Source organism: Pseudomonas sp. 25 R 14 (assembly GCF_900004755.1).
Classification (GTDB): domain Bacteria; phylum Pseudomonadota; class Gammaproteobacteria; order Pseudomonadales; family Pseudomonadaceae; genus Aquipseudomonas; species Aquipseudomonas brenneri.
Genome location: NZ_CVTS01000031.1, coordinates 127,092 through 146,514, shown reverse-complemented (window position 1 = coordinate 146,514; position 19,423 = coordinate 127,092). Strand labels below are relative to the sequence as shown.

Here is a 19,423-nt window from a genome sequence, read left to right as displayed (position 1 = left end):
ACAGACGACTAAATACTCAGGGTTTGAACACCACATCCTGCTCCAGCACTAACCGCTGCTCCCCCGCATCCAGTCGCACCAAGGCGCCCATCGGCAAGGTCAGGTTCGGGTCGCAATGGCCGCTGCGCCAGCCAGCCAGGACCGGGATGCACAACGGCTCGAAGGTCTGCTTCAACAGCCGCTCCAGTGCAACGCTATCCACCCCCGCCACATCCCCCACCAGCACACCGTGAACCTGTGCCAACTTGCCCGCCAGGCGCAAGTGCGTCAGCAGGCGGTCGATGCGGTAGATCGGCTCGTTGACGTCTTCGATAAACAGAATGATGCCCTCGGCATCGATTTCGAACGGTGTACCCATCACGGCCGCGATCATTGACAGGTTGCCCCCCAGCAGGCGCCCGCAGGCGATGCCAGGCTCAATGGTGGTCAGCGGGTAGGCCACCGGGTGCGCCAGCACACTGCCAGCCCCTAGTTGCCCACGCAGCAGGCTGAACAGCGATGATTCGGTGGGCTGTTGCTTGTCACCGAGCAGGTCGGCATTGAGCATCGGCCCGTGGAAGGTCACAAAACCGGCATAGCGGCTGATCGCCAGGTGCAGCGCGGTGATATCGCTGTAGCCGACGAAAGGCTTGGGGTTGGCGGCCAACAGGGCAAAATCCACACCGTCGAGCAAGCGCGGGGTGCCGTAGCCACCGCGCAGGCAGAAGATGGCGTCGATATCGGGGTCGGCGAAGGCCGCATGCAGGTCACGCAGGCGTACTTTGTCGCTGCCGGCCAGGTAGCCGTCGCGCTCATACACCCCCGAGAAGATCCGCAGCTCGTAGCCACGGGTACGCATCCATTGCCCGGCCTTTTCCACATCCAGCGCGGAGGGGCCGGCGGGGGCGATCAGGCCGATAGTGCCTTCAACTCGCAACGCGGGTACGACGGCACTCGGTTGAGCGGTCATCCATGTTCTCCCTATCTGTAACGCAGAACCCAATGTGGGAGCGGGCTTGCTCGCGAAGGCGCAGTGTCAGTCAATGGATCAAGTGACTGATACTGCGCCTTCGCGAGCAAGCCCGCTCCCACACAAGCCCGCATTCCACATTGATTCTGCGGTGCGGCTTACGAAACCAGGCTCGCCTTGACCAGCTTGGCCTGTTCGTCGGCGTGGTACGACGAACGTACCAGCGGGCCCGACGCAACGTTCTTGAAGCCCATCTTGTAGCCTTCTTCGGCAAACCAGGCAAAGGTGTCCGGGTGCACGAAACGCTGCACCGGCAAGTGACTGCGCGACGGTTGCAGGTATTGGCCGAGGGTCAGCATGTCGATGTCGTGTTCGCGCATGCGCTTCATGACTTCGATCACTTCTTCGTCGGTTTCGCCCAGGCCCAGCATCAGGCCGGATTTGGTCGGGATGTGCGGCATCATCTGCTTGAATTTCTGCAGCAGGGTCAGCGACCACTGATAGTCCGAGCCCGGACGCGCGGCCTTGTACAGGCGTGGCACGGTTTCCAGGTTGTGGTTGAACACATCTGGCGGCTCGGCGGCGGTGATTTCCAGCGCCACGTCCATCCGGCCACGGTAGTCAGGGACCAGGGTTTCGAGCATCACGTTCGGCGACAGTTTGCGGATTTCGCGGATGCAGTCGGCAAAGTGCTGGGCACCGCCGTCACGCAGGTCGTCGCGGTCTACCGAGGTGATCACCACGTACTTGAGTTTCAGGTCGGCAATGGCGATGGCCAGGCTTTCTGGCTCGTTGACGTCCAAAGGCTTGGGCCGGCCGTGGCCAACGTCGCAGAACGGGCAACGACGGGTGCAGATGTCACCCATGATCATGAACGTCGCGGTGCCGCCGGAGAAACACTCACCCAGGTTCGGGCAAGAGGCTTCTTCACACACGCTGTGCAGCTTGTGTTTGCGCAGCAGGGCCTTGATGCGGTCGACTTCCGGCGAGACCGGGATGCGCACGCGGATCCAGTCGGGCTTTTTCGGCAGTTCGGTGGTCGGGATGATCTTCACCGGGATGCGTGCAACCTTCTCGGCGCCGCGCAGCTTGACGCCGGCTTCCACCTTGGCACGCGGAGCCGGGGCCGGACGGTCGGTAATGTCCAGCGTCGGGATCATGGTTTGCACAACATCAGTAGTCATATCAGTCGATTCCGCCCGTCAGGGTCGTCTGCTCAGCATAGTCGAGGTGTTTGACGAGCTGCGCGCGCAGCCGGGCACTTACCTCGGCAAATTCTATAGGTGTTGCGTGATCGCTCAACTGGGTCATGGCCAAACCGGCGTAACCACAGGGATTGATCCGGCGAAACGGCGCCAGGTCCATGTCCACGTTCAGGGCCAGGCCATGAAAGGAACAGCCATGGCGGATGCGCAGGCCCAGGGAGGCGATTTTCGCGCCGTCGACATAAACACCTGGAGCGTCGGGCTTGGCTGCCGCGGTTACGTCGTAGCTGGCCAATAGCTCGATCAGGCAGGTTTCCATGCGACTGACCAGATCACGCACGCCAAACCCCAGCTTGCGCACATCCAATAGCAGATAGGCCACCAGTTGCCCGGGGCCATGGTAAGTCACTTGGCCACCTCGGTCGACCTGCACCACCGGAATATCACCCGGAAGTAGCAGATGCTCAGCCTTGCCAGCCTGCCCCTGGGTGAATACCGGCGGGTGTTCCACCAGCCAGATTTCATCAGGAGCCGAAGTGCCGCGCTCGTTGGTGAACCGTTGCATCGCATGCCAGACCGGCTCGTAGGCCATCTGGCCGAGCTCGCGAAAGCCCAGGACCTGTGACATCACAACACCATGTGCACGAAGCCGGTGGCCCGCAGTTCACTGTTGATGTTGTAGAGCTGGTCTTGATCAGTCGCAACGATGTGCAACTGGATCGTGGTGTATTTGCCGGTAGAGCTGGATCGCTCATCCACGCGCTGATCGTTGATCGTAGCGTGCTTGCGCACGATTTCGAGGATCAGGTCTTTGCGGCCGACACCGGTATCGCTGATCACCTTGATGGGATAGTCCACCACCGGGAATTCGATCTTTGGCGCCTTTACTTCTTTATCGGTCATGGCGTAACGGCCTCGTAAGCGGTAAGCCGTGGCGACGAGCAAAGCCCCGCGTCGGATCAACGCGGGGCTTTGCGGGTGCACACAATCAGTTGAACAAGCCGTAGAAGAATAGACGGATGCTATCCCACACGCGGCGGAAGATACCACCTTCCTCAACAGCGTCGAGTGCGATCAGATCGGCACTGTGTACGACTTTGTCGTCCAGCTTCACTTCGACTTTACCGATCACATCGCCCTTGGCGATTGGCGCGGTCAGTTGTGGGTTCATGGTCATGCTGGCAGCCAGTTTCTTGAGCTGGCCTTTAGGCATGGTCAGGGTCAGGTCATCAGCCAGGCCGGCCTTGACTTGACGCTCGGTGCCTTTCCAGACCGGAGCCTGGGCCAGTTCAGCGCCCTTCTGGTAGAAGGTCTGGGTTTCGAAGAAGCGGAAACCGTAAGTCAAAAGCTTCTGGGTTTCAGCCGCACGTGCCTGCTCGCTGTTGGTGCCGAACACCACGGCAATCAGGCGTTGGCCGTCACGTACTGCCGAGGACACCATGCAGTAGCCCGCTTCGTCGGTGTGGCCGGTTTTCAGGCCGTCGACGGTCTTGTCACGCCACAGCAACAGGTTGCGGTTAGGTTGCTTGATGTTGTTCCAGAAGAACTCTTTCTGGGAGTAGATGGCGTAGTGCACTGGGTCGACGCGAATGATCGCGCGGGCCAGGATCGCCATGTCATGGGCCGACGAGTAGTGGTCTGGGTTTGGCAGGCCGGTCGGGTTCATGAAGTGGCTGTTGGTCATGCCCAGGTCAGTCACGGTTTTGTTCATCATGTCGGCGAATGCATCTTCGCTGCCGGCGATGTGCTCGGCCAGGGCGACGCTGGCGTCGTTGCCGGACTGGATGATGATGCCGTGCAGCAGGTCGCTGACAGTCACCTGGGAGCCGACCTTGATGAACATCCGCGAACCACCGGTACGCCAGGCGTTTTCGCTGACGGTCACCGGATCGTTTTCACCGATCTGGCCGCGACGGATTTCCAGGGTCGCGATGTAGGCGGTCATCAGCTTGGTCAGGCTGGCCGGCGGCAGGCGCTGGTCACCGTTGTTTTCGACCAGCACGTTGCCGCTGGCGGCATCCATGAGCACGTAGGACTTGGCAGCCAGTTGCGGTGGCGCTGGCATCATTTCGACGGCCCAGGCAGCGGGCGCGATGATCAGCGGGACAAGCAGGCACAGGCGTTTGGCTAAGGTGGTGATGTTCATCCGTCTCTCGAAATTGCTTATGGAAACTTGCCCTCGCGGGCAAAACTATTCAGACAACCCGTTGCCAGGCTGTCGCGTGTTCAGTTGCCAGCTCAACCCTTGCCTTCGGGTTTTTATTATCCAAAGAGCCTGCAACCAGGACCCAGGCGTGCCTGGACCCTCAATCCGCTACTTATTCCGCGCTGACCACGCTGGGCTGACCCAGGTTGGCCAGTCGCACGCTGTTCTGCACTTGGGCAATTTCGCCCGCCGAGCCGATAGGGCCCAGGCGTACCCGGTGCAGGGTCTGCTGGTTACGCACGATGGAGCTGATAAATACCGGCGCGCTGACCATCCCGCTGAGCTTGGACCTTAACAGTTCTGCCGCATCCGGGTTGGCGAAAGCGCCGACTTGCAGGTACTGCCCGCCCGCTGCACTGCCCGGCGCCGCCTGTGGCACGGCCACGACTGGCGCAGCGTGTTGCTGGGGCGGCGGCGTCCACTGTTCGACCTTGCCCGCCGAGGCGGTGATCTGCGGCTGTGCGCTTTGTGGTTCGTTGAGCATCAACGGCGCCGGCTTGCCGCGCTGCGCCCAGTATTGGGCTGGGTCGATGCCTTCGACCTTGACCCGCGCCGTGCCGGATTCGGCATAGCCGAGTTTTTTCGCGGCAGCGTAGGACAAGTCGATGATTCGGTCGGAATAGAACGGCCCACGGTCGTTGACCCGCAGGATCACCACGCGGTTGTTGTCCAGGTTGGTCACCCGTACGTAGGCCGGCAGCGGCAAGGTCTTGTGCGCCGCGCTCATGCCGTACAGGTCGTACACCTCGCCGTTGGCGGTGTTCTGGCCGTGGAACTTGGTGCCGTACCAGGACGCCGTGCCCGACTGCACGTAGTTCTTGGACTCTTGCAGCGGGAAGTAGGTCTTGCCCAGTACCGTGTAGGGGTTGGCCTTATAGTTGCCGGTATGCAGGGTCGGCGTGGCATCCGGGATACGCGAGACGTCGACGTCCCACCACGGCGCGCCGTCCTTGTGGGCCCGGTTGATATCCAGCCCAGGCTGCGCGCGGACTACCGGGCCAGCGGCCTTCTGCGTCGGCGCACGGCTGGTGGAACAACTGACAACCAGCAAGGACAATGCGGCCAGCGCCACCAGCTTGAGCGGTTTATTGATTGGCGATACCCGCATTACTTGACGCCCCGTGCTTGAACCAGCATGTCTGACAGCTGATGCACGGCCATGGCGTACATCACACTGCGGTTATAACGCGTGATTGCGTAAAAATTCTTCAGGCCCATCCAGTATTCAGGGCCATCGGCGCCTTCCAGGCGGAAGGCAGTAACCGGCATATCATCGCGCAGCGCATCATGACTTGACCAGCCCAGCGCTCGCAACTCCCCGACGGTTTTCACCGGTTCGATACCCTGGGTCAGGCCTTCATCGGCGCGATCCCCCGTGACATCCGCACGGATCACCACCGGTTCGCCACCTACCCAGCCATGACGCTTGAAGTAACTGGCAACGCTGCCAATGGCATCATCGGGATTGCTCCAGATATTGATGTGGCCATCACCGTCAAAATCCACGGCGTAGGCGCGAAAGCTGCTGGGCATGAACTGTGGCAAGCCCATGGCCCCGGCGTAGGAACCCTTGAGGGTCAATGGGTCGACCTGCTCTTCACGGGCCAGCAGCAGGAACTCACGCAGTTCCTTGCGGAAGAATTCGGCGCGGGGCGGGTAATCGAAGCCCAGGGTCGACAAGGCATCGATCACTCGATAACTGCCGGTATTGCGCCCATAAAAGGTTTCAACGCCGATGATCGACACGATCACCTGGGCCGGCACGCCGTATTCTTTCTCGGCGCGAGCCAGCACGGCCTCGTGCTGGCGCCAGAAGTCCACACCCCGCGCCACCCGGGCGTCGGTGAGGAACATCGGGCGATATTCCTTCCACTGTTTGACGCGCTCGGCGGGCCGGGAGATGGCGTCGAGGATCGCCTGCTTGCGCTGGGCCTCGCGGAACACGCCCATCAGTTGTTCGCCGGCGAAACCATAGTCACGCGTCATCTCGCCGACAAATTCGGCGACCTGGGGCGAGCCGTCGTAATCGCCGGCCAAGGCCTGCGGTGAAACGCCGAAGGCGCCCAACAGGCCCAGACAGGACGCATACCGAGCAGCCCAGCCGCGCATTGCTTGCATTGACATCTTCACCTTATTCAAACCTGTGCGATCCACTTGCGATGGGTATGGATCGACATCAAAACCCCAAACGCTGACAGTAATGTCACCAGCGAAGTTCCGCCGTAGCTAATGAACGGCAACGGCACCCCAACCACCGGCAGCAGGCCACTGACCATACCGATGTTGACGAAAACGTAAACAAAAAAAGTCATTGTCAGCGCACCGGCCAGCAATTTGCCGAACAACGTCTGCGCTTGCGCGGTGATTACCAGGCCGCGCCCGATCAACAGCAAGTAGATCAGCAGCAGCGCGCAAATGCCCACCAGGCCGAACTCTTCGCCCATCACCGCGATAATAAAATCGGTGTGGCTTTCCGGCAGGAAGTCCAGGTGCGACTGGGTGCCGAGCAGCCAGCCCTTGCCAAACACCCCGCCGGAACCGATGGCAGCCTTGGACTGGATGATATTCCAGCCGGTGCCCAACGGATCGCTCTCGGGATCGAGGAAGGTCAGCACCCGCTGCTTCTGATAATCGTGCATGAAGAAGAACCACATGGCGATCGCCACCGGCACGGCCGCCACCAGCACACTGACGATCCAGCGCCAGCGCAGGCCGCCCATGAACAGCACGAACGCACCACCCGCAAGGATCAGCAGGCCGGTGCCAAGGTCCGGCTGGCGCACAATCAGAATGAACGGAATGCCGATCAGGATCAGGCTGATCCCTACATGCTTGAGCTGCGGCGGCAACGTGCGCTTGGCCAGGTACCAGGCGATGGTGGCCGGCATCAGGATCTTCATGAATTCCGACGGCTGGAAGCGAATCACCCCCGGAATATTGATCCAGCGGGTGGCACCCATGGCGTTATGCCCCATGACATCCACCACCACCAGCAACAGGACGCCAGCGACATACCCCAGCGGCACCCAGCGCGCCATGAAGCGCGGTTCCAACTGGGCGATGACCACCATCGACAACAGGCCCAGACCGAACGACGACGCCTGTTTGATCAACAGGTCCCAGTTCTTGCCGCTGGCCGAATACAGGACAAACAGGCTGCCAGCCGCCAGGGTCAGCAGCAGGATCAGCAACGGGCCATCAATGTGCATGCGCTGCAACAAGGTGGCGCGGCGACGCATCACATCTTCACTGGAGAGGATGCGGTCAAAATTACTCTTCACGGGCCGTAGCCTCCGCGCTTGAAGGGTTGGCAAACTCAGGCTTGAGCTTGCCGTCCTGATCCAGCAACCAGGCGTCCATGATCTGGCGCACCACCGGAGCGGCCACACCAGAACCGGATTCACCGTTTTCGACCATGACCGCTACGGTGATTTTCGGGTTGTCGGCCGGGGCGAAACCGACGAACAAGGCGTGGTCACGATGGCGCTCCTGAACCTTGGAGCGGTCGTATTTCTCGCCCTGCTTGATCGCGACCACCTGGGCGGTACCGCTCTTGCCGGCAATCCGGTACTGCGCACCGGCAGCCGCCTTGCGCGCGGTGCCCCGCGCGCCGTGCATCACTTGTTGCATGCCGTGGTTGACCTTGGCCCAGTCGGATGGATCGCGCAGGATGATGTCCGGGATCGGGTTGTCATCCACCGGCTTTTCACCCTCGATGGTCTTGGCCAGGTGCGGGCGAATCCACTTGCCCTTGCTGGCCACCAGCGCCGTGGCCTGGGCCAGCTGCAAGGGCGTGGCCTGCATGTAGCCCTGGCCGATCCCCAGGATCAGGGTCTCGCCAGGGAACCAGGCCTGGCGACGGGTGGCACGCTTCCATTCCCGGGAAGGCATCAGGCCTGGGGATTCTTCAAACATGTCCAGGGACACTTTCTGACCGAGGCCGAACTTGCCCATGTAGGTCGACAAACGATCGATCCCCAGCTTGTGGGCCAGGTCATAGAAGTAGGTATCGTTGGAACGCATGATCGCCGTATCCAGGTCCACATAGCCGTCGCCGGTGCGGTTCCAGTTACGGTATTTGTGATCGTAGTTGGGCAACATGTAGTAACCCGGATCGTAGACTCGGCTGGAAGCGGTGACCACACCAGCATCCAGGCCGGCAATCGCCACCGCCGGTTTGATGGTCGAACCCGGCGGATACAGACCGCGCAGCACCCGATTGAACAGCGGCCGGTCGATGGAGTCGCGCAACTCGGCATAGGCCTTGAAGCTGATCCCGGTCACAAACAGGTTGGGGTCGAAACTCGGCTGGCTGACCATGGCCAGGACCTCACCGGTATTCGGATCCAGTGCGACCACCGCGCCACGCCGGCCGCCAAGGGCCATTTCTGCGGCCTCCTGCAGCTTGATATCCAGGCTCAGGACAATGTCCTTGCCGGGTATCGGGTCGGTCCGCTTGAGCACTCGCAGCACGCGGCCACGGGCGTTGGTCTCGACTTCCTCGTAACCTACCTGGCCGTGCAGTTCCGGCTCGTAGAAACGCTCGATACCCGTCTTGCCGATATGGTGGGTGCCGCTGTAATTGACCGGATCGAGGGTTTTCAGCTCTTTTTCGTTGATCCGCCCCATGTAACCAACCGAGTGGGCAAAGTGCGCCCCTTGCGGGTAATGGCGCACCAACTGCGCCACCACTTCTACACCCGGCAGGCGGAACTGGTTCACCGCAATCCTGGCGATCTGTTCTTCAGTCAGTTCAAACAGGACCGGCACCGGTTCAAACGGGCGCCGCCCCTGTTTCATGCGCTTTTCGAAGATCACCCGGTCTTCCGGGGTCAGTTGCAACACCTCGACAATCACATCGAGGATCTGCTGCCAGTCACCGGAGCGCTCGCGGGTCATGCTCAGGCTGAAACTGGGTCGGTTATCGGCGATCACCACGCCATTGCGATCGAAAATCAAGCCACGGGTCGGCGGAATCGGCTGCACATGCACCCGGTTGTTTTCCGACAGTGTGGAGTGATATTCGTACTGGATCACCTGCAGGTAATACAGACGGGCGATCAACACGCACATCAGCACCACCACCGCGATCGCGCCAAAGATCACGCGCGCGCGTACAAGACGTGCGTCTTTCTCGTGGTCCTTGATGCGGATCGGCTGGGTCATCAGGCAGGGCGCAGACTATTTGTGATAAGGGTGCCCGGACAGGACTGTCCAGGCGCGATACAGCTGTTCACCGATCAGGATCCGTACCAGCGGATGCGGCAGCGTCAGGGGCGACAGCGACCAGCGCTGGTCGGCCCGCGCGCAGACTTCCGGCGCCAGCCCCTCGGGGCCGCCGACCATGAAGTTGACCGTGCGCGAATCCAGGCGCCAGCGATCCAGTTCCACCGCCAACTGCTCGGTGCTCCAGGGCTTGCCGTGCACCTCAAGGGTGACGATGCGCTCGTTGGGACCGACCTTGGCCAGCATCGCCTCGCCTTCCTGACGGATAAAGCGCGCCACATCGGCGTTCTTGCCCCGGGTGTTGAGCGGTATTTCCACCAGCTCCAGCGCCAGTTCGGATGGCAGACGCTTGGCATATTCATGCCAGCCTTCTTCCACCCACTTGGGCATGCGTGAACCGACAGCGATCAGGCGCAAGCGCACAGCCGTTCCTTATTCCTGGTCTTTGTTGAGCTTGTCGAAGTGCGCGTGGCCGACTTCAGGGCTGTGGTGCTTGCCATCGGCGGCACGGCTCTGCTCGGCACCTTTCCACAGGCGCTCCAGGTCGTAGAACTGGCGGGCGTTGCTGGTCATCATGTGTACGATCACCGTGTCCAGGTCAGCCAGTACCCAGTCGCTGTCGCCCTTGCCTTCTTCACCCAATGGCTTGACGCCCTGGGCTTTGACGGCTTCGCGAACCTTGTCCAGCATCGCGCCGATCTGGCGGTTGGAGGTACCGGTGGCGATGATCATGAAGTCGGTGATGCTTTGCTTGTCGCGCACGTCCAGGACCTGGATGTCCTGGGCCTTCACGTCTTCCAGGGCGGCGACGGCCAGCGCTACCAGCGCTTCACCCTCAGGAGCCGGGACCAGCAAGGCTTCCACCGGCAACGGTGCGCTCTTGAAGGTGCCTTTGCGCTTAACTTTGCTTACGTCTTTGTTCGTCATATAAAACTCGTTTTGCTCATTAGTTCGGGCGCTTCAATACACGACTATTCGTGCCTTCAAGCGCGCCTTTTCAGTTCGACGCACGGTAAAGCCCGTGCGCATCGATGTAGGCCAGGACCGCGTCAGGCACCAGGAAACGTACCGACTTACCGCTGGCCAGCAGTTGACGGATCTGGGTGGCCGACACCGCAAGCGGGGTCTGCCAGACGAATGCAATATTCCCGCTCGGCCCGGTCAGGGCCTGTGGGTCACTTACCGACCGCGCTGCCAGCAGGTTGCGCAAGGCATCCGGCGGTTCGCTGTCGGCATCCGGGCGTTGCAAAACCAGGATGTGGCAATGCTGGAGCAACTCTTCCCAGCGATGCCAAGTGGGCAGGCCGCAAAATGCGTCCCAGCCCAAAAGCAGAAACAACTGGTCATCGGCGGCCAACTCGGCCCGCGTCTGCTCCAGGGTGTCGATAGTGTAGGACGGTTTATCGCGCTTGAGCTCGCGGTCGTCCACCACCAACGGGGCAATCCCGGCCACCGCGCACTGCACCATTGCCAGGCGCTCCTGCGCGCTGACCTGCGGTGTATCCCGGTGCGGCGGCCTGGCGTTGGGGATCAGCCGCAGCTCTTCCAGCCCGAGGGTATCCGCCACTTCCAGGGCACTGCGCAAATGGCCGATGTGCACGGGGTCGAAGGTACCGCCGAGCAGCCCGATGCGTTTACCCATCAAGTGCGCACATGGCCATCGCCAAAGACCACGTACTTCTCGCTGGTCAAGCCTTCCAGGCCAACCGGGCCACGGGCGTGGAGCTTATCGGTGGAAATACCGATCTCCGCCCCCAGGCCATATTCAAAGCCATCGGCAAAGCGTGTCGAAGCGTTGATCATCACCGACGCGGAGTCCACTTCGGTGAGGAAACGCCGGGCATCGCTGAAATGCTCGGAAACAATCGCATCGGTGTGCTTGGAGCCGTAGGTATTGATGTGCTCGATGGCCTGGTCCAGGTCATCAACGACCCGAATCGACAGGATCGGCGCAGTGTATTCGGTGTACCAATCCTGCTCGGTGGCTTCGATTACGTCATCGCCCAGCAACGCCCGGGTACGCTCGCAGCCGCGCAGCTCAACACCCTTGTCACGATAGATCGCAGCCAATGGCGGCAACACGCGCTCGGCAATGCCGGCGTGGACCAACAGGGTTTCCATGGTGTTGCACGGCGCGTAGCGGTGCGTCTTGGCGTTATCGGCAATGCGGATCGCCTTGTCGAGATCGGCCGCAATGTCGATATATACGTGGCAGACGCCATCCAAATGCTTGATTACCGGCACCTTGGCATCGCGGCTGACGCGCTCGATCAGGCTCTTGCCACCGCGCGGCACGATCACGTCGACAAATTCAGGCATGGTGATCAGCGCGCCAACGGCGGCGCGGTCGGTGGTTTCCACCACCTGCACCACTTGCGCCGGCAACTCGGCCACGGCCAGGCCTTGCTGGATGCAAGCGGCGATGGCGCGGTTGGAGTTGATGGCCTCGGAGCCGCCGCGCAGGATGGTGGCGTTACCGGACTTGAGGCACAGGCTCGCAGCGTCAATGGTCACGTTCGGACGCGACTCATAAATGATGCCGATCACACCCAGGGGCACGCGCATCTTGCCGACCTGGATCCCGGACGGCAGGTAGCGCATGTCGCGGATTTCACCGATGGGGTCAGGCAGCTTGGCCACCTGACGCAGGCCTTCGATCATGTCGTCTATACGTGCCGGCGTCAGCGCCAGGCGATCGAGCAGTGCCGGTTCCAGACCATTGGCCCGGCCATTGGCCAGGTCCTGCTCGTTGGCGGCGATCAGCTCGGAGCGCGAGGCATCCAGAGCGTCGGCGGCAGCCAGCAGGGCACGGTTCTTCTGCGCAGTGCTCGCACGGGCGATCAACCGCGAGGCCTGACGGGCAGCGCGACCCAGGCGGGTCATGTAGTCAAGAACGGACTCAGTCATGGTCTGGAGGTCTTGGCAAAGAGGAAAGCGGCAGATTATAGCTGTCGCGCCGTCCTACGGACAGCGGTGAGGGGCGGATGGTCGAAATGAACTGCAAAAAGACGACGTTCAGCGGTGATTAAGCCTGGAGTTGATATCATCCTGTCACATTTGGCCTGCGCAACCGTCAACCGTCATGTCCAGTTTTTCGCCCAAGATCCTCGCCAGCCCCCTGCCTGATGGCTTTTTCGACCGCGACGCGCAAACGCTCGCGAAAGATTTGCTGGGCAAAGTCATCCGCCATCGCGTCGACGATGTGTGGCTGTCGGCGCGAATTATTGAAACCGAGGCCTATTACCTAGCCGAAAAAGGCAGCCATGCATCCCTCGGCTACACAGAAAAGCGTAAGGCTTTGTTTCTGGATGGCGGGCACATCTATATGTACTACGCCCGTGGTGGCGACTCCCTGAACTTCAGCGCCCAAGGGCCGGGCAATGCCGTGCTAATCAAGTCGGCCTACCCGTGGGTGGATGAGGCCTCAGGGCCGGGCAGCCTGGCGCAAATGCTGCTGAACAACCCTGACGCCAGCGGCCGGCCGCGCCCGGCCCAGAAGCTCTGCGCCGGGCAAACACTGCTGTGCAAGGCCTTGGGTTTGAAGGTGCCAATGTGGGACGCCAAGCGCTTCGACCCGCAGCGACTGTACGTCGAGGATGTGAACCTTACGCCCGCGCAGATTATCCAGACCACCCGCCTGGGCATTCCCGGTGGGCGGGATGAACACTTGATGTATCGCTTCGTCGATGCAGGCTATGCGGTGTATTGCACACGGAACCCGTTGCGACGCGGCCAGGTCGAAGGCCGCGACTACGTTTTGATTTGAAAACCTGCGTCCTCTTGTAGGAGCGAGCTTGCTCGCGAAAAACGTCCAGGCGCCAGGTTTATCCAGGATGCCCGCGTTATCGTTAGCGATTTTCGCGAGCAAGCTCGCCCCTACAGAGGATACGACCATTGATGGAGTGATTGTATGGGCCCATGGCTCGATGGCATTACTGGCTGGCTGACCCTTAACCCGCAATGGCTGGCGGCGGCGGTGTTTATCGTCGCGTTTGTGGAGTGCCTGGCCATTGCCGGGATTATCGTGCCAGGTACGGTGTTGCTGTTCGCCATTGCCGCACTGGCCGGCAGTGGTGCGTTGTCCCTGGGCGAAACCCTGCTGCTGGGCTTGCTCGGCGGGCTGCTGGGCGATGGGATTTCCTACTATCTGGGGAGGCATTTCCACCAGAATATCCGGCGCCTGCCCGGCCTGCGTCATCATCCCGAATGGATGGACGGTGCCGAGGCCTACTTTCAGAAGTACGGCATCGTCAGCCTGCTGGTAGGACGCTTCATTGGCCCGCTGCGCCCCATGCTGCCCATGGTCGCCGGGATGTGCGACATGCCATTCCCGCGCTTTGCTGCCGTCAGCGTGCTGGCCGCCGCCGGCTGGTCGGTCGCCTACCTGTTGCCTGGCTGGGCCGCAGGTGCAGCGTTCCGCCTGCCGCTGCCCGAAGGGTTCTGGCCTGAGGCTGGGGTGGTTGCCGCCTGCCTGGCCGTGTTGTTCGGTATCGCCCTCAACAGCACCCTGCGCGGCCACCGCCGGGCCACGCTGTGGGTGGGCTGCGCCAGCCTGGCCTTGTTGATTGCGATGTTTATCGGTTATCCGTACCTGAACCACTTTGACCAGGGATTGATGGCCCTGGTCCAGGAGCATCGCAGCCCAACCATGGACCGGGTCATGGTGATGATCACGCAGTTGGGTGAGTTCAAGAAGATGTTCGTCGCCAGCGCCGTGCTGACCGGCCTGCTGTTCCTGGCACGGCAATGGCGCCAGGGGATCTTTGTCGGCGCCACACTGCTGGGCGCCGCGCTGATCAATACCGGGAGCAAGCTGTTCTTTGCCCGTGGCCGACCAGAAATCCTCGTCGACCCGCTGACCAGCTTCAGCATGCCCAGCGGTCACGCCTCGGGCTCATTTGCGTTCTTTCTCGCGCTGGCGGTGCTGGCCGGTCGCGACCAACCGATTCGCATGCGCCTGGCCTGGCTGCTGCTGGGAGCGATCCCGGCCGCCGCCATTGCACTGTCACGGGTGTATCTGGGGGCGCACTGGCCGAGCGATATCCTGGCTGGCACCTTGCTAGCAATGACGGTTTGCGCCTTCAGCCTGACGCTGAGCCAGCGCCAGAGCTCGCTACCGCCCATGGCGCCAAAGGTGTGGTGGCTGATCGTGCCGGGATGCGTGGCGGTTCTGGGGTTCTTTGCCCTGACCGGGACCACCCACGCCCTGCTGCGCTACGCCTACTGATCTAGGCCGGACCGACCCAGTCCACGGGAGCGCTACGCCGTTCAGAGCAGCGCTCCCGGCGTTCGAACAACATCTCATCGGCGATTTCGGCAGCCCGCTCGGCAATGTACTCCGGGCCACGATCGCCGGCCTGCTGAATCAATTGCGCGGTCACACTGACAAAAAAAGCATCCCAGATCGGCTGCTCCGATGGCGACAATCGAATCATGTTCATTCCCTGACAGTAGTGGCTGAAGCTCCACTATTTCAGGCGATGAGCACCCGGCATCGAAGAAAAATCCGAACCTTGCGTGGATAAATCCGAGGCAACCCGGCTCAGGGAAACAGTTCACCCTGCAACTCATCCAGCAGCAACTGGATCGCATCCAGACGCTGCTGGGGATCGTCGAGTTGCAGCAACTCGATCTTGTCGGCGTCGGTGAACGGCAACAGGTAGGCAAGGCGGTTGCCCAGCACCTGCTGCCCCTGCGCATCGGCGCCCATGTCCAGCGAGGCGACCATCGGGTGCTCCGCCAGGGCCTCAAGCAGCGCCAACAAATCAGCATCCTCCTCGTCCAACGGGCGCTCGGGCAGGTCTTCCAGCCACTCGACATCGGCTACCAACAGTTGATCGCGCTGCACATCCGCCTCGCGCACCCGAAACCTGCGCCCACCCTCGACCCGAATCCCCAGCAAGCCATTGTCCTGCTGCTTGAAATCACGAATCAGCGCTTCGCAACCAATCACTGCATAGCCATCGGGTGCCAGGCCGACTTCCTGGCCATCAAGGATGCAGACCACGCCGAAGCCTTCGCCCTTTTTCATGCAGCGGCCGATCATGTCCAGGTAGCGCGCCTCGAACAGTTGCAGGTCGAGGGTGCAGCCTGGAAACAGCACGGTATTGAGAGGGAACAGCGCCAGACTCATAAAGCGTTCCTTAAACCCGACTTAAATCGCCAAAGACACGGCCAGTGGCAGGAACACTGCCGTGGCCACGCCCATCAAACTCATCGCCAATGCGGCAAAGGCGCCGCACTCCTCGCTTTCCTGCAAGGCCACCGAGGTGCCGACAGCATGGGCGGTCATGCCCAGGGCCATGCCCCGCGCCTCCGGGCTGTGTACCCCCAGGCGCGACAGGTAGGCCGGCCCGATCATCGCACCGATCACCCCGGTGATCAGCACGAACACCGCCGCCAGTGCCGCGACGCCGCCGATCTGCTCGGCCACCAGCATGGCGATGGGCGAAGTCACCGACTTGGGCGCCATGGTCATCAGCACCATGTGTTCGGCACCAAACCACCATCCCAGCCACACACACAGGCCGGTGGCAAACACACCACCCACCACCAGCGTAGTAAAAATCGGCCAGAACAGCTGACGAATCCGTCGCAGGTTCAGATACAGCGGCACCGCCAGCGCCACGGTAGCCGGGCCCAGCAGGATGCTCATGATCTCGGTGCTTTTGCGGTACTCGACGTAGGTCAGCCCGCAACCCAGCAACACGCCGATCACCAGCAACATCGACACCAGCACCGGTTGCAGGAAGATCCAGCGGGTCTTTTCATACCCCGCCAACACCAGTTGATAGGCACCCAGGGTAATGCCGATGCCAAATAAAGGATGGTGGATCACCGCGGCCCACGCGCCCTGCCAATCGAAGGTCATTGCCCCTCCTCCCGCCGCGCCTGGCGCTTGACCAGCTTTTGCATCAATACGCCGACAAAGCCCATGGCGATCACCAGCGATAACACCAGCGCGCCAACGATGGCCCAGAAATCGGCAGCAATGTCCTTGGCATACACCATCACCCCCACCGCCGGCGGCACCAGCAGCAACGGCAGGTAACGCAACAGGCTGCTGGCCGCCAGGCTCAACGGCTCGCCGACTTCGCCGCGCCACACCAGATACGCCAGCAGCAACAGCAGGCCGACAATCGGCCCCGGCAAGACCGGCAGGAACAAATGATTGATCGCCGTGCCCAGCAATTGGAACAACACCAGCCAAGTCAAACCGCGTAACAACATCTGCCTTCCCTCCAAAAGCCCTTGGCCATTATAAGCATGCAGCCCCTATGAACTGGCATTCGCCAAAAGCATGGTGGGTTGACCGGACCATTGGCCCATGATGATCTACATTGGTTCTCTGTAATCCACCGAAAACAACAACACCCACCCCCTGTAGGAGCGAGCTTGCTCGCGAAAGCCGTCAACGATAACGCGGGCATCCAGGCAGTACGCGGTGACGTTGGGTTTTTCGCGAGCAAGCTCGCTCCTACAGGGGAATAGATTGATGAACCAAGGAGAGTCGCAATGCCCTTCGTACCTGTAGCGCAACTCAATGATTATGTCGGCAAGGAACTGGGACGTTCCGCATGGCTCACCATCGACCAGGAGCGTATCAACCTGTTCGCAGAAGCCACCGGCGATTATCAGTTCATCCACGTCGACCCGGTGAAAGCCGCCCAGACCCCATTTGGCAGCACCATTGCCCATGGCTTCCTGTCGTTGTCGCTGATCCCCAAGCTGATCGAAGACATCCTGATCATGCCTGAAGGCTTGAAGATGGCCGTCAACTACGGCCTGGACAGCGTGCGGTTTATCCAGCCGGTTAAAGTCAATTCCAAGGTGCGCCTGGCGGTGACCCTCACCGACGCAACCGAGAAAAAGCCTGGCCAGTGGCTACTCAAGGCGACCTGCACCCTGGAAATCGACGGCCAGGAAAAACCCGCCTATATCGCCGAGTCGTTGTCACTCTGCTTCGTCTGATGCACATGTAGGAGCCGACTTGCCGGCGACGGCGTTTTTGCCGACGCCATCGCCGACAAGTCCTGATTACCACACAGACCACTAGGTATAGCTTCCCCCGCTGCGGCATACTCGGCGCTCAATTATCCGGATCCCGCTATGCGCCCAATCGTTCCCCTTGCTCTGGCCTTGTTGCTCACCGCTTGCGGCGACGGCGAATCCCTGTTGCCGCCCGACGCACGGCTGCCGGACGGCGGGCGTTATCGCGGGGATGTGGTCGATGGGCTGCTGCAAGGCCAGGGCCGGGTGGACTATCCCAATGGCAGTTGGTACGCCGGGCAATTCGACAAGGGCCAGTGGCACGGCCAGGGCGAATGGCACGGCAGCAACGGCGAAGTCTATAAAGGGCAGTTCCAGCAAGGTCTGTTTGATGGACAGGGCACCCTGACCACGGCGGCCAATACCTACGTCGGCGGCTTCAAGCAAGGCCGACGCAATGGCGAAGGCACCCTCAAAGAGGGGCAAATGACCTATCGCGGCGAATTCAAGGACGACCAGTATTCCGGCCTCGGGCGCCTGGAGCTGGCGGACGGCAGTCAATACCAGGGGCTGTTCGCCCACGGCAAGCCCAACGGTGAAGGCCAGCGCAACGACGACAGTGGCAACCAGTTCAGCGGCCACTTCGTCAACGGCCAACTGGAAGGCAACGGCACCTTCAACAGTGCCGAAGGCGACATGTACATCGGCCACTTCAAGCAGAACCAACTCAACGGCAAGGGCCGTTATGAAAACGCCGATGGCGACGTGTGGACCGGTGAATTTCGCGAAGGCGCCCTGAGCGGCAAGGGCGAACTGACCGGTGTGGATGGCAGCCATTACATCGGGCAATTCAGTGACTGGCGCTTTACCGGTGAAGGGCGCCTGAACCTCAGCGACGGCAGCTTCTACGTCGGCGGCTTCGACAACGACAGTTATCAGGGCCAGGGCACCCTCGTGCTCACCGACGGCACCGTGCAAGCCGGAACCTGGCTCAACGGCCTGCGCGTGCGCGATGCCGACGGCAAGCTGTTGCCCGATACCCTCGAAGTCGGGGTACTGGCCCAGGGCCGCTTGCTCGATGAGGCCCTCGCGGCCGTGCCGGCGTCTACCCCGGCTGTCGAGCTGTACAGCCTGGTGGTGGCTGGTGACGGCAAGCAAAGCGTATTTCTGCGCGAGGCCGACTATGTCAGCAACCTGCTGGCCAGTCGCTTCGGCGCGCGCGGCCAGATCCGCCTGGTCAACCACCGCGACCATATCGCCGACCGCCCGATGGCGACCCGCGAAAGCCTGCGCCGGGCCGTACTGACCCTGGCCGAACGCACCGGCCCCGAAGACCTGGTGTTTATCTACCTGACCAGCCATGGCACCCACGAGCACCAACTGGTGCTCGACCAACCGCGCATGGAACTGGCCGACCTGCCGAGCGACGAACTGGCCGCCGTGATGGCGCCGCTGAAAAACCGCGACAAGGTCATTGTTATTTCCGCGTGCTACTCCGGTGGGTTCATCCCGGCGCTCAAGGACGAACACACCCTGATCATGACCGCCTCGCGCGCCGATCGCGTGTCGTTTGGCTGCTCGGAAGAAGCCGACTTCACCTACTTTGGCGACGCCCTGTTCGCCCAGGCCCTGAACCAGACCGACGACTTGCAGCACGCCTTCAAGCTGGCGCAACGGCATGTGACCGAACGCGAGATGGCCGACAATTTCGAAGCCTCCGAACCGCAGATCTGGGCCCCCAAGAGCGTCATCGCCCGCTGGCAATCATTACGTAAACAGCAGGCACGAAAGGCGCTGGAAAGCGTCTCTATCAATAGCAAGGAAGCCAAGAGCAACTAAGCTGAAACT

General features: G+C 61.4%; 21 protein-coding genes. 4 read left to right on the top strand and 17 right to left on the bottom strand.

Going from position 1 to position 19,423, the window contains the following annotated elements:
* Window positions 1–16: 16 nt before the first annotated feature.
* The 13 genes from BFQ03_RS07765 to BFQ03_RS07705 all read right to left on the bottom strand — a co-directional run bounded on the left by BFQ03_RS07765 (window position 17) and on the right by BFQ03_RS07705 (window position 12,493).
* The gene (locus BFQ03_RS07765; RefSeq protein WP_032861703.1) at window positions 17–949 is read right to left on the bottom strand and encodes a S66 peptidase family protein; all 933 of its coding nucleotides are present in this window, start codon (window positions 947–949) and stop codon (window positions 17–19) included.
* 158 nt (window positions 950–1,107) lie between these two features.
* Window positions 1,108–2,109, bottom strand: a complete 1,002-nt coding sequence (gene lipA, locus BFQ03_RS07760) for a lipoyl synthase (RefSeq protein ID WP_162237654.1) — start codon at window positions 2,107–2,109, stop codon at window positions 1,108–1,110.
* Between the two features lie 25 nt (window positions 2,110–2,134).
* The gene (lipB, locus tag BFQ03_RS07755; RefSeq protein ID WP_065942797.1) at window positions 2,135–2,782 is read right to left on the bottom strand and encodes a lipoyl(octanoyl) transferase LipB; all 648 of its coding nucleotides are present in this window, start codon (window positions 2,780–2,782) and stop codon (window positions 2,135–2,137) included.
* Window positions 2,782–3,057, bottom strand: coding sequence for a DUF493 domain-containing protein (locus tag BFQ03_RS07750; protein ID WP_015886061.1), 276 nt, complete (start codon window positions 3,055–3,057; stop codon window positions 2,782–2,784). Before BFQ03_RS07750 ends, lipB begins: the two co-directional genes overlap by 1 nt.
* A gap of 85 nt (window positions 3,058–3,142) precedes the next feature.
* A complete protein-coding gene (locus BFQ03_RS07745; RefSeq protein ID WP_029292257.1) occupies window positions 3,143–4,300 on the bottom strand; it encodes a D-alanyl-D-alanine carboxypeptidase family protein in 1,158 nt (385 codons plus the stop codon).
* Between the two features lie 172 nt (window positions 4,301–4,472).
* The gene (locus BFQ03_RS07740; RefSeq protein ID WP_032861700.1) at window positions 4,473–5,468 is read right to left on the bottom strand and encodes a septal ring lytic transglycosylase RlpA family protein; all 996 of its coding nucleotides are present in this window, start codon (window positions 5,466–5,468) and stop codon (window positions 4,473–4,475) included.
* A complete protein-coding gene (mltB, locus tag BFQ03_RS07735) occupies window positions 5,468–6,478 on the bottom strand; it encodes a lytic murein transglycosylase B (RefSeq protein WP_032861698.1) in 1,011 nt (336 codons plus the stop codon). Before mltB ends, BFQ03_RS07740 begins: the two co-directional genes overlap by 1 nt.
* Window positions 6,479–6,495: 17 nt before the next feature.
* Window positions 6,496–7,599, bottom strand: a complete 1,104-nt coding sequence (gene rodA, locus BFQ03_RS07730; RefSeq protein WP_050593408.1) for a rod shape-determining protein RodA — start codon at window positions 7,597–7,599, stop codon at window positions 6,496–6,498.
* A gap of 31 nt (window positions 7,600–7,630) precedes the next feature.
* The gene (mrdA, locus tag BFQ03_RS07725; RefSeq protein ID WP_032861694.1) at window positions 7,631–9,526 is read right to left on the bottom strand and encodes a penicillin-binding protein 2; all 1,896 of its coding nucleotides are present in this window, start codon (window positions 9,524–9,526) and stop codon (window positions 7,631–7,633) included.
* Between the two features lie 15 nt (window positions 9,527–9,541).
* Window positions 9,542–10,009 carry a 23S rRNA (pseudouridine(1915)-N(3))-methyltransferase RlmH gene (gene rlmH, locus BFQ03_RS07720; protein ID WP_003185785.1) on the bottom strand — a complete coding sequence of 156 codons (468 nt, stop codon included), beginning with the start codon at window positions 10,007–10,009 and terminating at the stop codon, window positions 9,542–9,544.
* 9 nt (window positions 10,010–10,018) lie between these two features.
* Complete coding sequence (gene rsfS / locus BFQ03_RS07715) at window positions 10,019–10,513, bottom strand: ribosome silencing factor (RefSeq protein ID WP_032861691.1); 495 nt, start codon at window positions 10,511–10,513, stop codon at window positions 10,019–10,021.
* Window positions 10,514–10,583: 70 nt separating this feature from the next.
* Window positions 10,584–11,228, bottom strand: a complete 645-nt coding sequence (nadD, locus tag BFQ03_RS07710) for a nicotinate-nucleotide adenylyltransferase (protein ID WP_032861688.1) — start codon at window positions 11,226–11,228, stop codon at window positions 10,584–10,586.
* Entirely contained in the window at window positions 11,228–12,493 is a 1,266-nt protein-coding gene (locus BFQ03_RS07705) for a glutamate-5-semialdehyde dehydrogenase (protein ID WP_065942796.1), read from the bottom strand. Before BFQ03_RS07705 ends, nadD begins: the two co-directional genes overlap by 1 nt.
* A 175-nt stretch (window positions 12,494–12,668) precedes the next feature.
* On the opposite strand from BFQ03_RS07705, the gene BFQ03_RS07700 reads away from it, so the two are divergent.
* Complete coding sequence (locus tag BFQ03_RS07700) at window positions 12,669–13,352, top strand: DNA-3-methyladenine glycosylase (protein ID WP_032861684.1); 684 nt, start codon at window positions 12,669–12,671, stop codon at window positions 13,350–13,352.
* A gap of 144 nt (window positions 13,353–13,496) precedes the next feature.
* Window positions 13,497–14,813 carry a bifunctional DedA family/phosphatase PAP2 family protein gene (locus tag BFQ03_RS07695; protein ID WP_032861681.1) on the top strand — a complete coding sequence of 439 codons (1,317 nt, stop codon included), beginning with the start codon at window positions 13,497–13,499 and terminating at the stop codon, window positions 14,811–14,813.
* 1 nt (window position 14,814) lies between these two features.
* Here BFQ03_RS07695 and BFQ03_RS07690 read toward each other — a convergent pair whose 3' ends face one another.
* From BFQ03_RS07690 to BFQ03_RS07675, 4 genes are all read right to left on the bottom strand, one after another.
* Entirely contained in the window at window positions 14,815–15,021 is a 207-nt protein-coding gene (locus BFQ03_RS07690; RefSeq protein ID WP_032861949.1) for a hypothetical protein, read from the bottom strand.
* 107 nt (window positions 15,022–15,128) lie between these two features.
* A complete protein-coding gene (locus tag BFQ03_RS07685) occupies window positions 15,129–15,719 on the bottom strand; it encodes an LON peptidase substrate-binding domain-containing protein (RefSeq protein ID WP_032861680.1) in 591 nt (196 codons plus the stop codon).
* Between the two features lie 21 nt (window positions 15,720–15,740).
* Entirely contained in the window at window positions 15,741–16,457 is a 717-nt protein-coding gene (locus tag BFQ03_RS07680) for an LrgB family protein (RefSeq protein WP_065942795.1), read from the bottom strand.
* On the bottom strand, window positions 16,454–16,816 hold the full coding sequence (locus BFQ03_RS07675) for a CidA/LrgA family protein (protein ID WP_032861676.1): 363 nt from the start codon (window positions 16,814–16,816) through the stop codon (window positions 16,454–16,456). The genes BFQ03_RS07680 and BFQ03_RS07675 overlap by 4 nt, the downstream gene beginning before the upstream one ends.
* 285 nt (window positions 16,817–17,101) lie before the next feature.
* Here BFQ03_RS07675 and BFQ03_RS07670 point away from each other — a divergent pair, with 285 nt between their 5' ends.
* Both BFQ03_RS07670 and BFQ03_RS07665 read left to right on the top strand, forming a co-directional pair.
* A complete protein-coding gene (locus BFQ03_RS07670; protein WP_032861675.1) occupies window positions 17,102–17,557 on the top strand; it encodes a MaoC family dehydratase in 456 nt (151 codons plus the stop codon).
* Between the two features lie 138 nt (window positions 17,558–17,695).
* Window positions 17,696–19,414, top strand: a complete 1,719-nt coding sequence (locus BFQ03_RS07665; protein ID WP_065942794.1) for a C13 family peptidase — start codon at window positions 17,696–17,698, stop codon at window positions 19,412–19,414.
* Window positions 19,415–19,423 lie beyond the last annotated feature (9 nt).

Bases quoted from the DNA above. Each gene is read 5' to 3' on its own strand.
- BFQ03_RS07765 (WP_032861703.1), bottom strand. From the start codon at position 949: ATGACCGCTCAACCGAGTGCCGTCGTACCCGCGTTGCGAGTTGAAGGC.
- lipA (WP_162237654.1), bottom strand. From the start codon at position 2,109: ATGATCCCGACGCTGGACATTACCGACCGTCCGGCCCCGGCTCCGCGT.
- lipB (WP_065942797.1), bottom strand. From the start codon at position 2,782: ATGTCACAGGTCCTGGGCTTTCGCGAGCTCGGCCAGATGGCCTACGAG.
- BFQ03_RS07750 (WP_015886061.1), bottom strand. From the start codon at position 3,057: ATGACCGATAAAGAAGTAAAGGCGCCAAAGATCGAATTCCCGGTGGTG.
- BFQ03_RS07745 (WP_029292257.1), bottom strand. From the start codon at position 4,300: ATGAACATCACCACCTTAGCCAAACGCCTGTGCCTGCTTGTCCCGCTG.
- BFQ03_RS07740 (WP_032861700.1), bottom strand. From the start codon at position 5,468: ATGCGGGTATCGCCAATCAATAAACCGCTCAAGCTGGTGGCGCTGGCC.
- mltB (WP_032861698.1), bottom strand. From the start codon at position 6,478: ATGCAAGCAATGCGCGGCTGGGCTGCTCGGTATGCGTCCTGTCTGGGC.
- rodA (WP_050593408.1), bottom strand. From the start codon at position 7,599: ATGCGTCGCCGCGCCACCTTGTTGCAGCGCATGCACATTGATGGCCCG.
- mrdA (WP_032861694.1), bottom strand. From the start codon at position 9,526: ATGACCCAGCCGATCCGCATCAAGGACCACGAGAAAGACGCACGTCTT.
- rsfS (WP_032861691.1), bottom strand. From the start codon at position 10,513: ATGACGAACAAAGACGTAAGCAAAGTTAAGCGCAAAGGCACCTTCAAG.
- nadD (WP_032861688.1), bottom strand. From the start codon at position 11,228: ATGGGTAAACGCATCGGGCTGCTCGGCGGTACCTTCGACCCCGTGCAC.
- BFQ03_RS07705 (WP_065942796.1), bottom strand. From the start codon at position 12,493: ATGACTGAGTCCGTTCTTGACTACATGACCCGCCTGGGTCGCGCTGCC.
- BFQ03_RS07700 (WP_032861684.1), top strand. From the start codon at position 12,669: ATGTCCAGTTTTTCGCCCAAGATCCTCGCCAGCCCCCTGCCTGATGGC.
- BFQ03_RS07695 (WP_032861681.1), top strand. From the start codon at position 13,497: ATGGGCCCATGGCTCGATGGCATTACTGGCTGGCTGACCCTTAACCCG.
- BFQ03_RS07690 (WP_032861949.1), bottom strand. From the start codon at position 15,021: ATGATTCGATTGTCGCCATCGGAGCAGCCGATCTGGGATGCTTTTTTT.
- BFQ03_RS07685 (WP_032861680.1), bottom strand. From the start codon at position 15,719: ATGAGTCTGGCGCTGTTCCCTCTCAATACCGTGCTGTTTCCAGGCTGC.
- BFQ03_RS07680 (WP_065942795.1), bottom strand. From the start codon at position 16,457: ATGACCTTCGATTGGCAGGGCGCGTGGGCCGCGGTGATCCACCATCCT.
- BFQ03_RS07675 (WP_032861676.1), bottom strand. From the start codon at position 16,816: ATGTTGTTACGCGGTTTGACTTGGCTGGTGTTGTTCCAATTGCTGGGC.
- BFQ03_RS07670 (WP_032861675.1), top strand. From the start codon at position 17,102: ATGCCCTTCGTACCTGTAGCGCAACTCAATGATTATGTCGGCAAGGAA.
- BFQ03_RS07665 (WP_065942794.1), top strand. From the start codon at position 17,696: ATGCGCCCAATCGTTCCCCTTGCTCTGGCCTTGTTGCTCACCGCTTGC.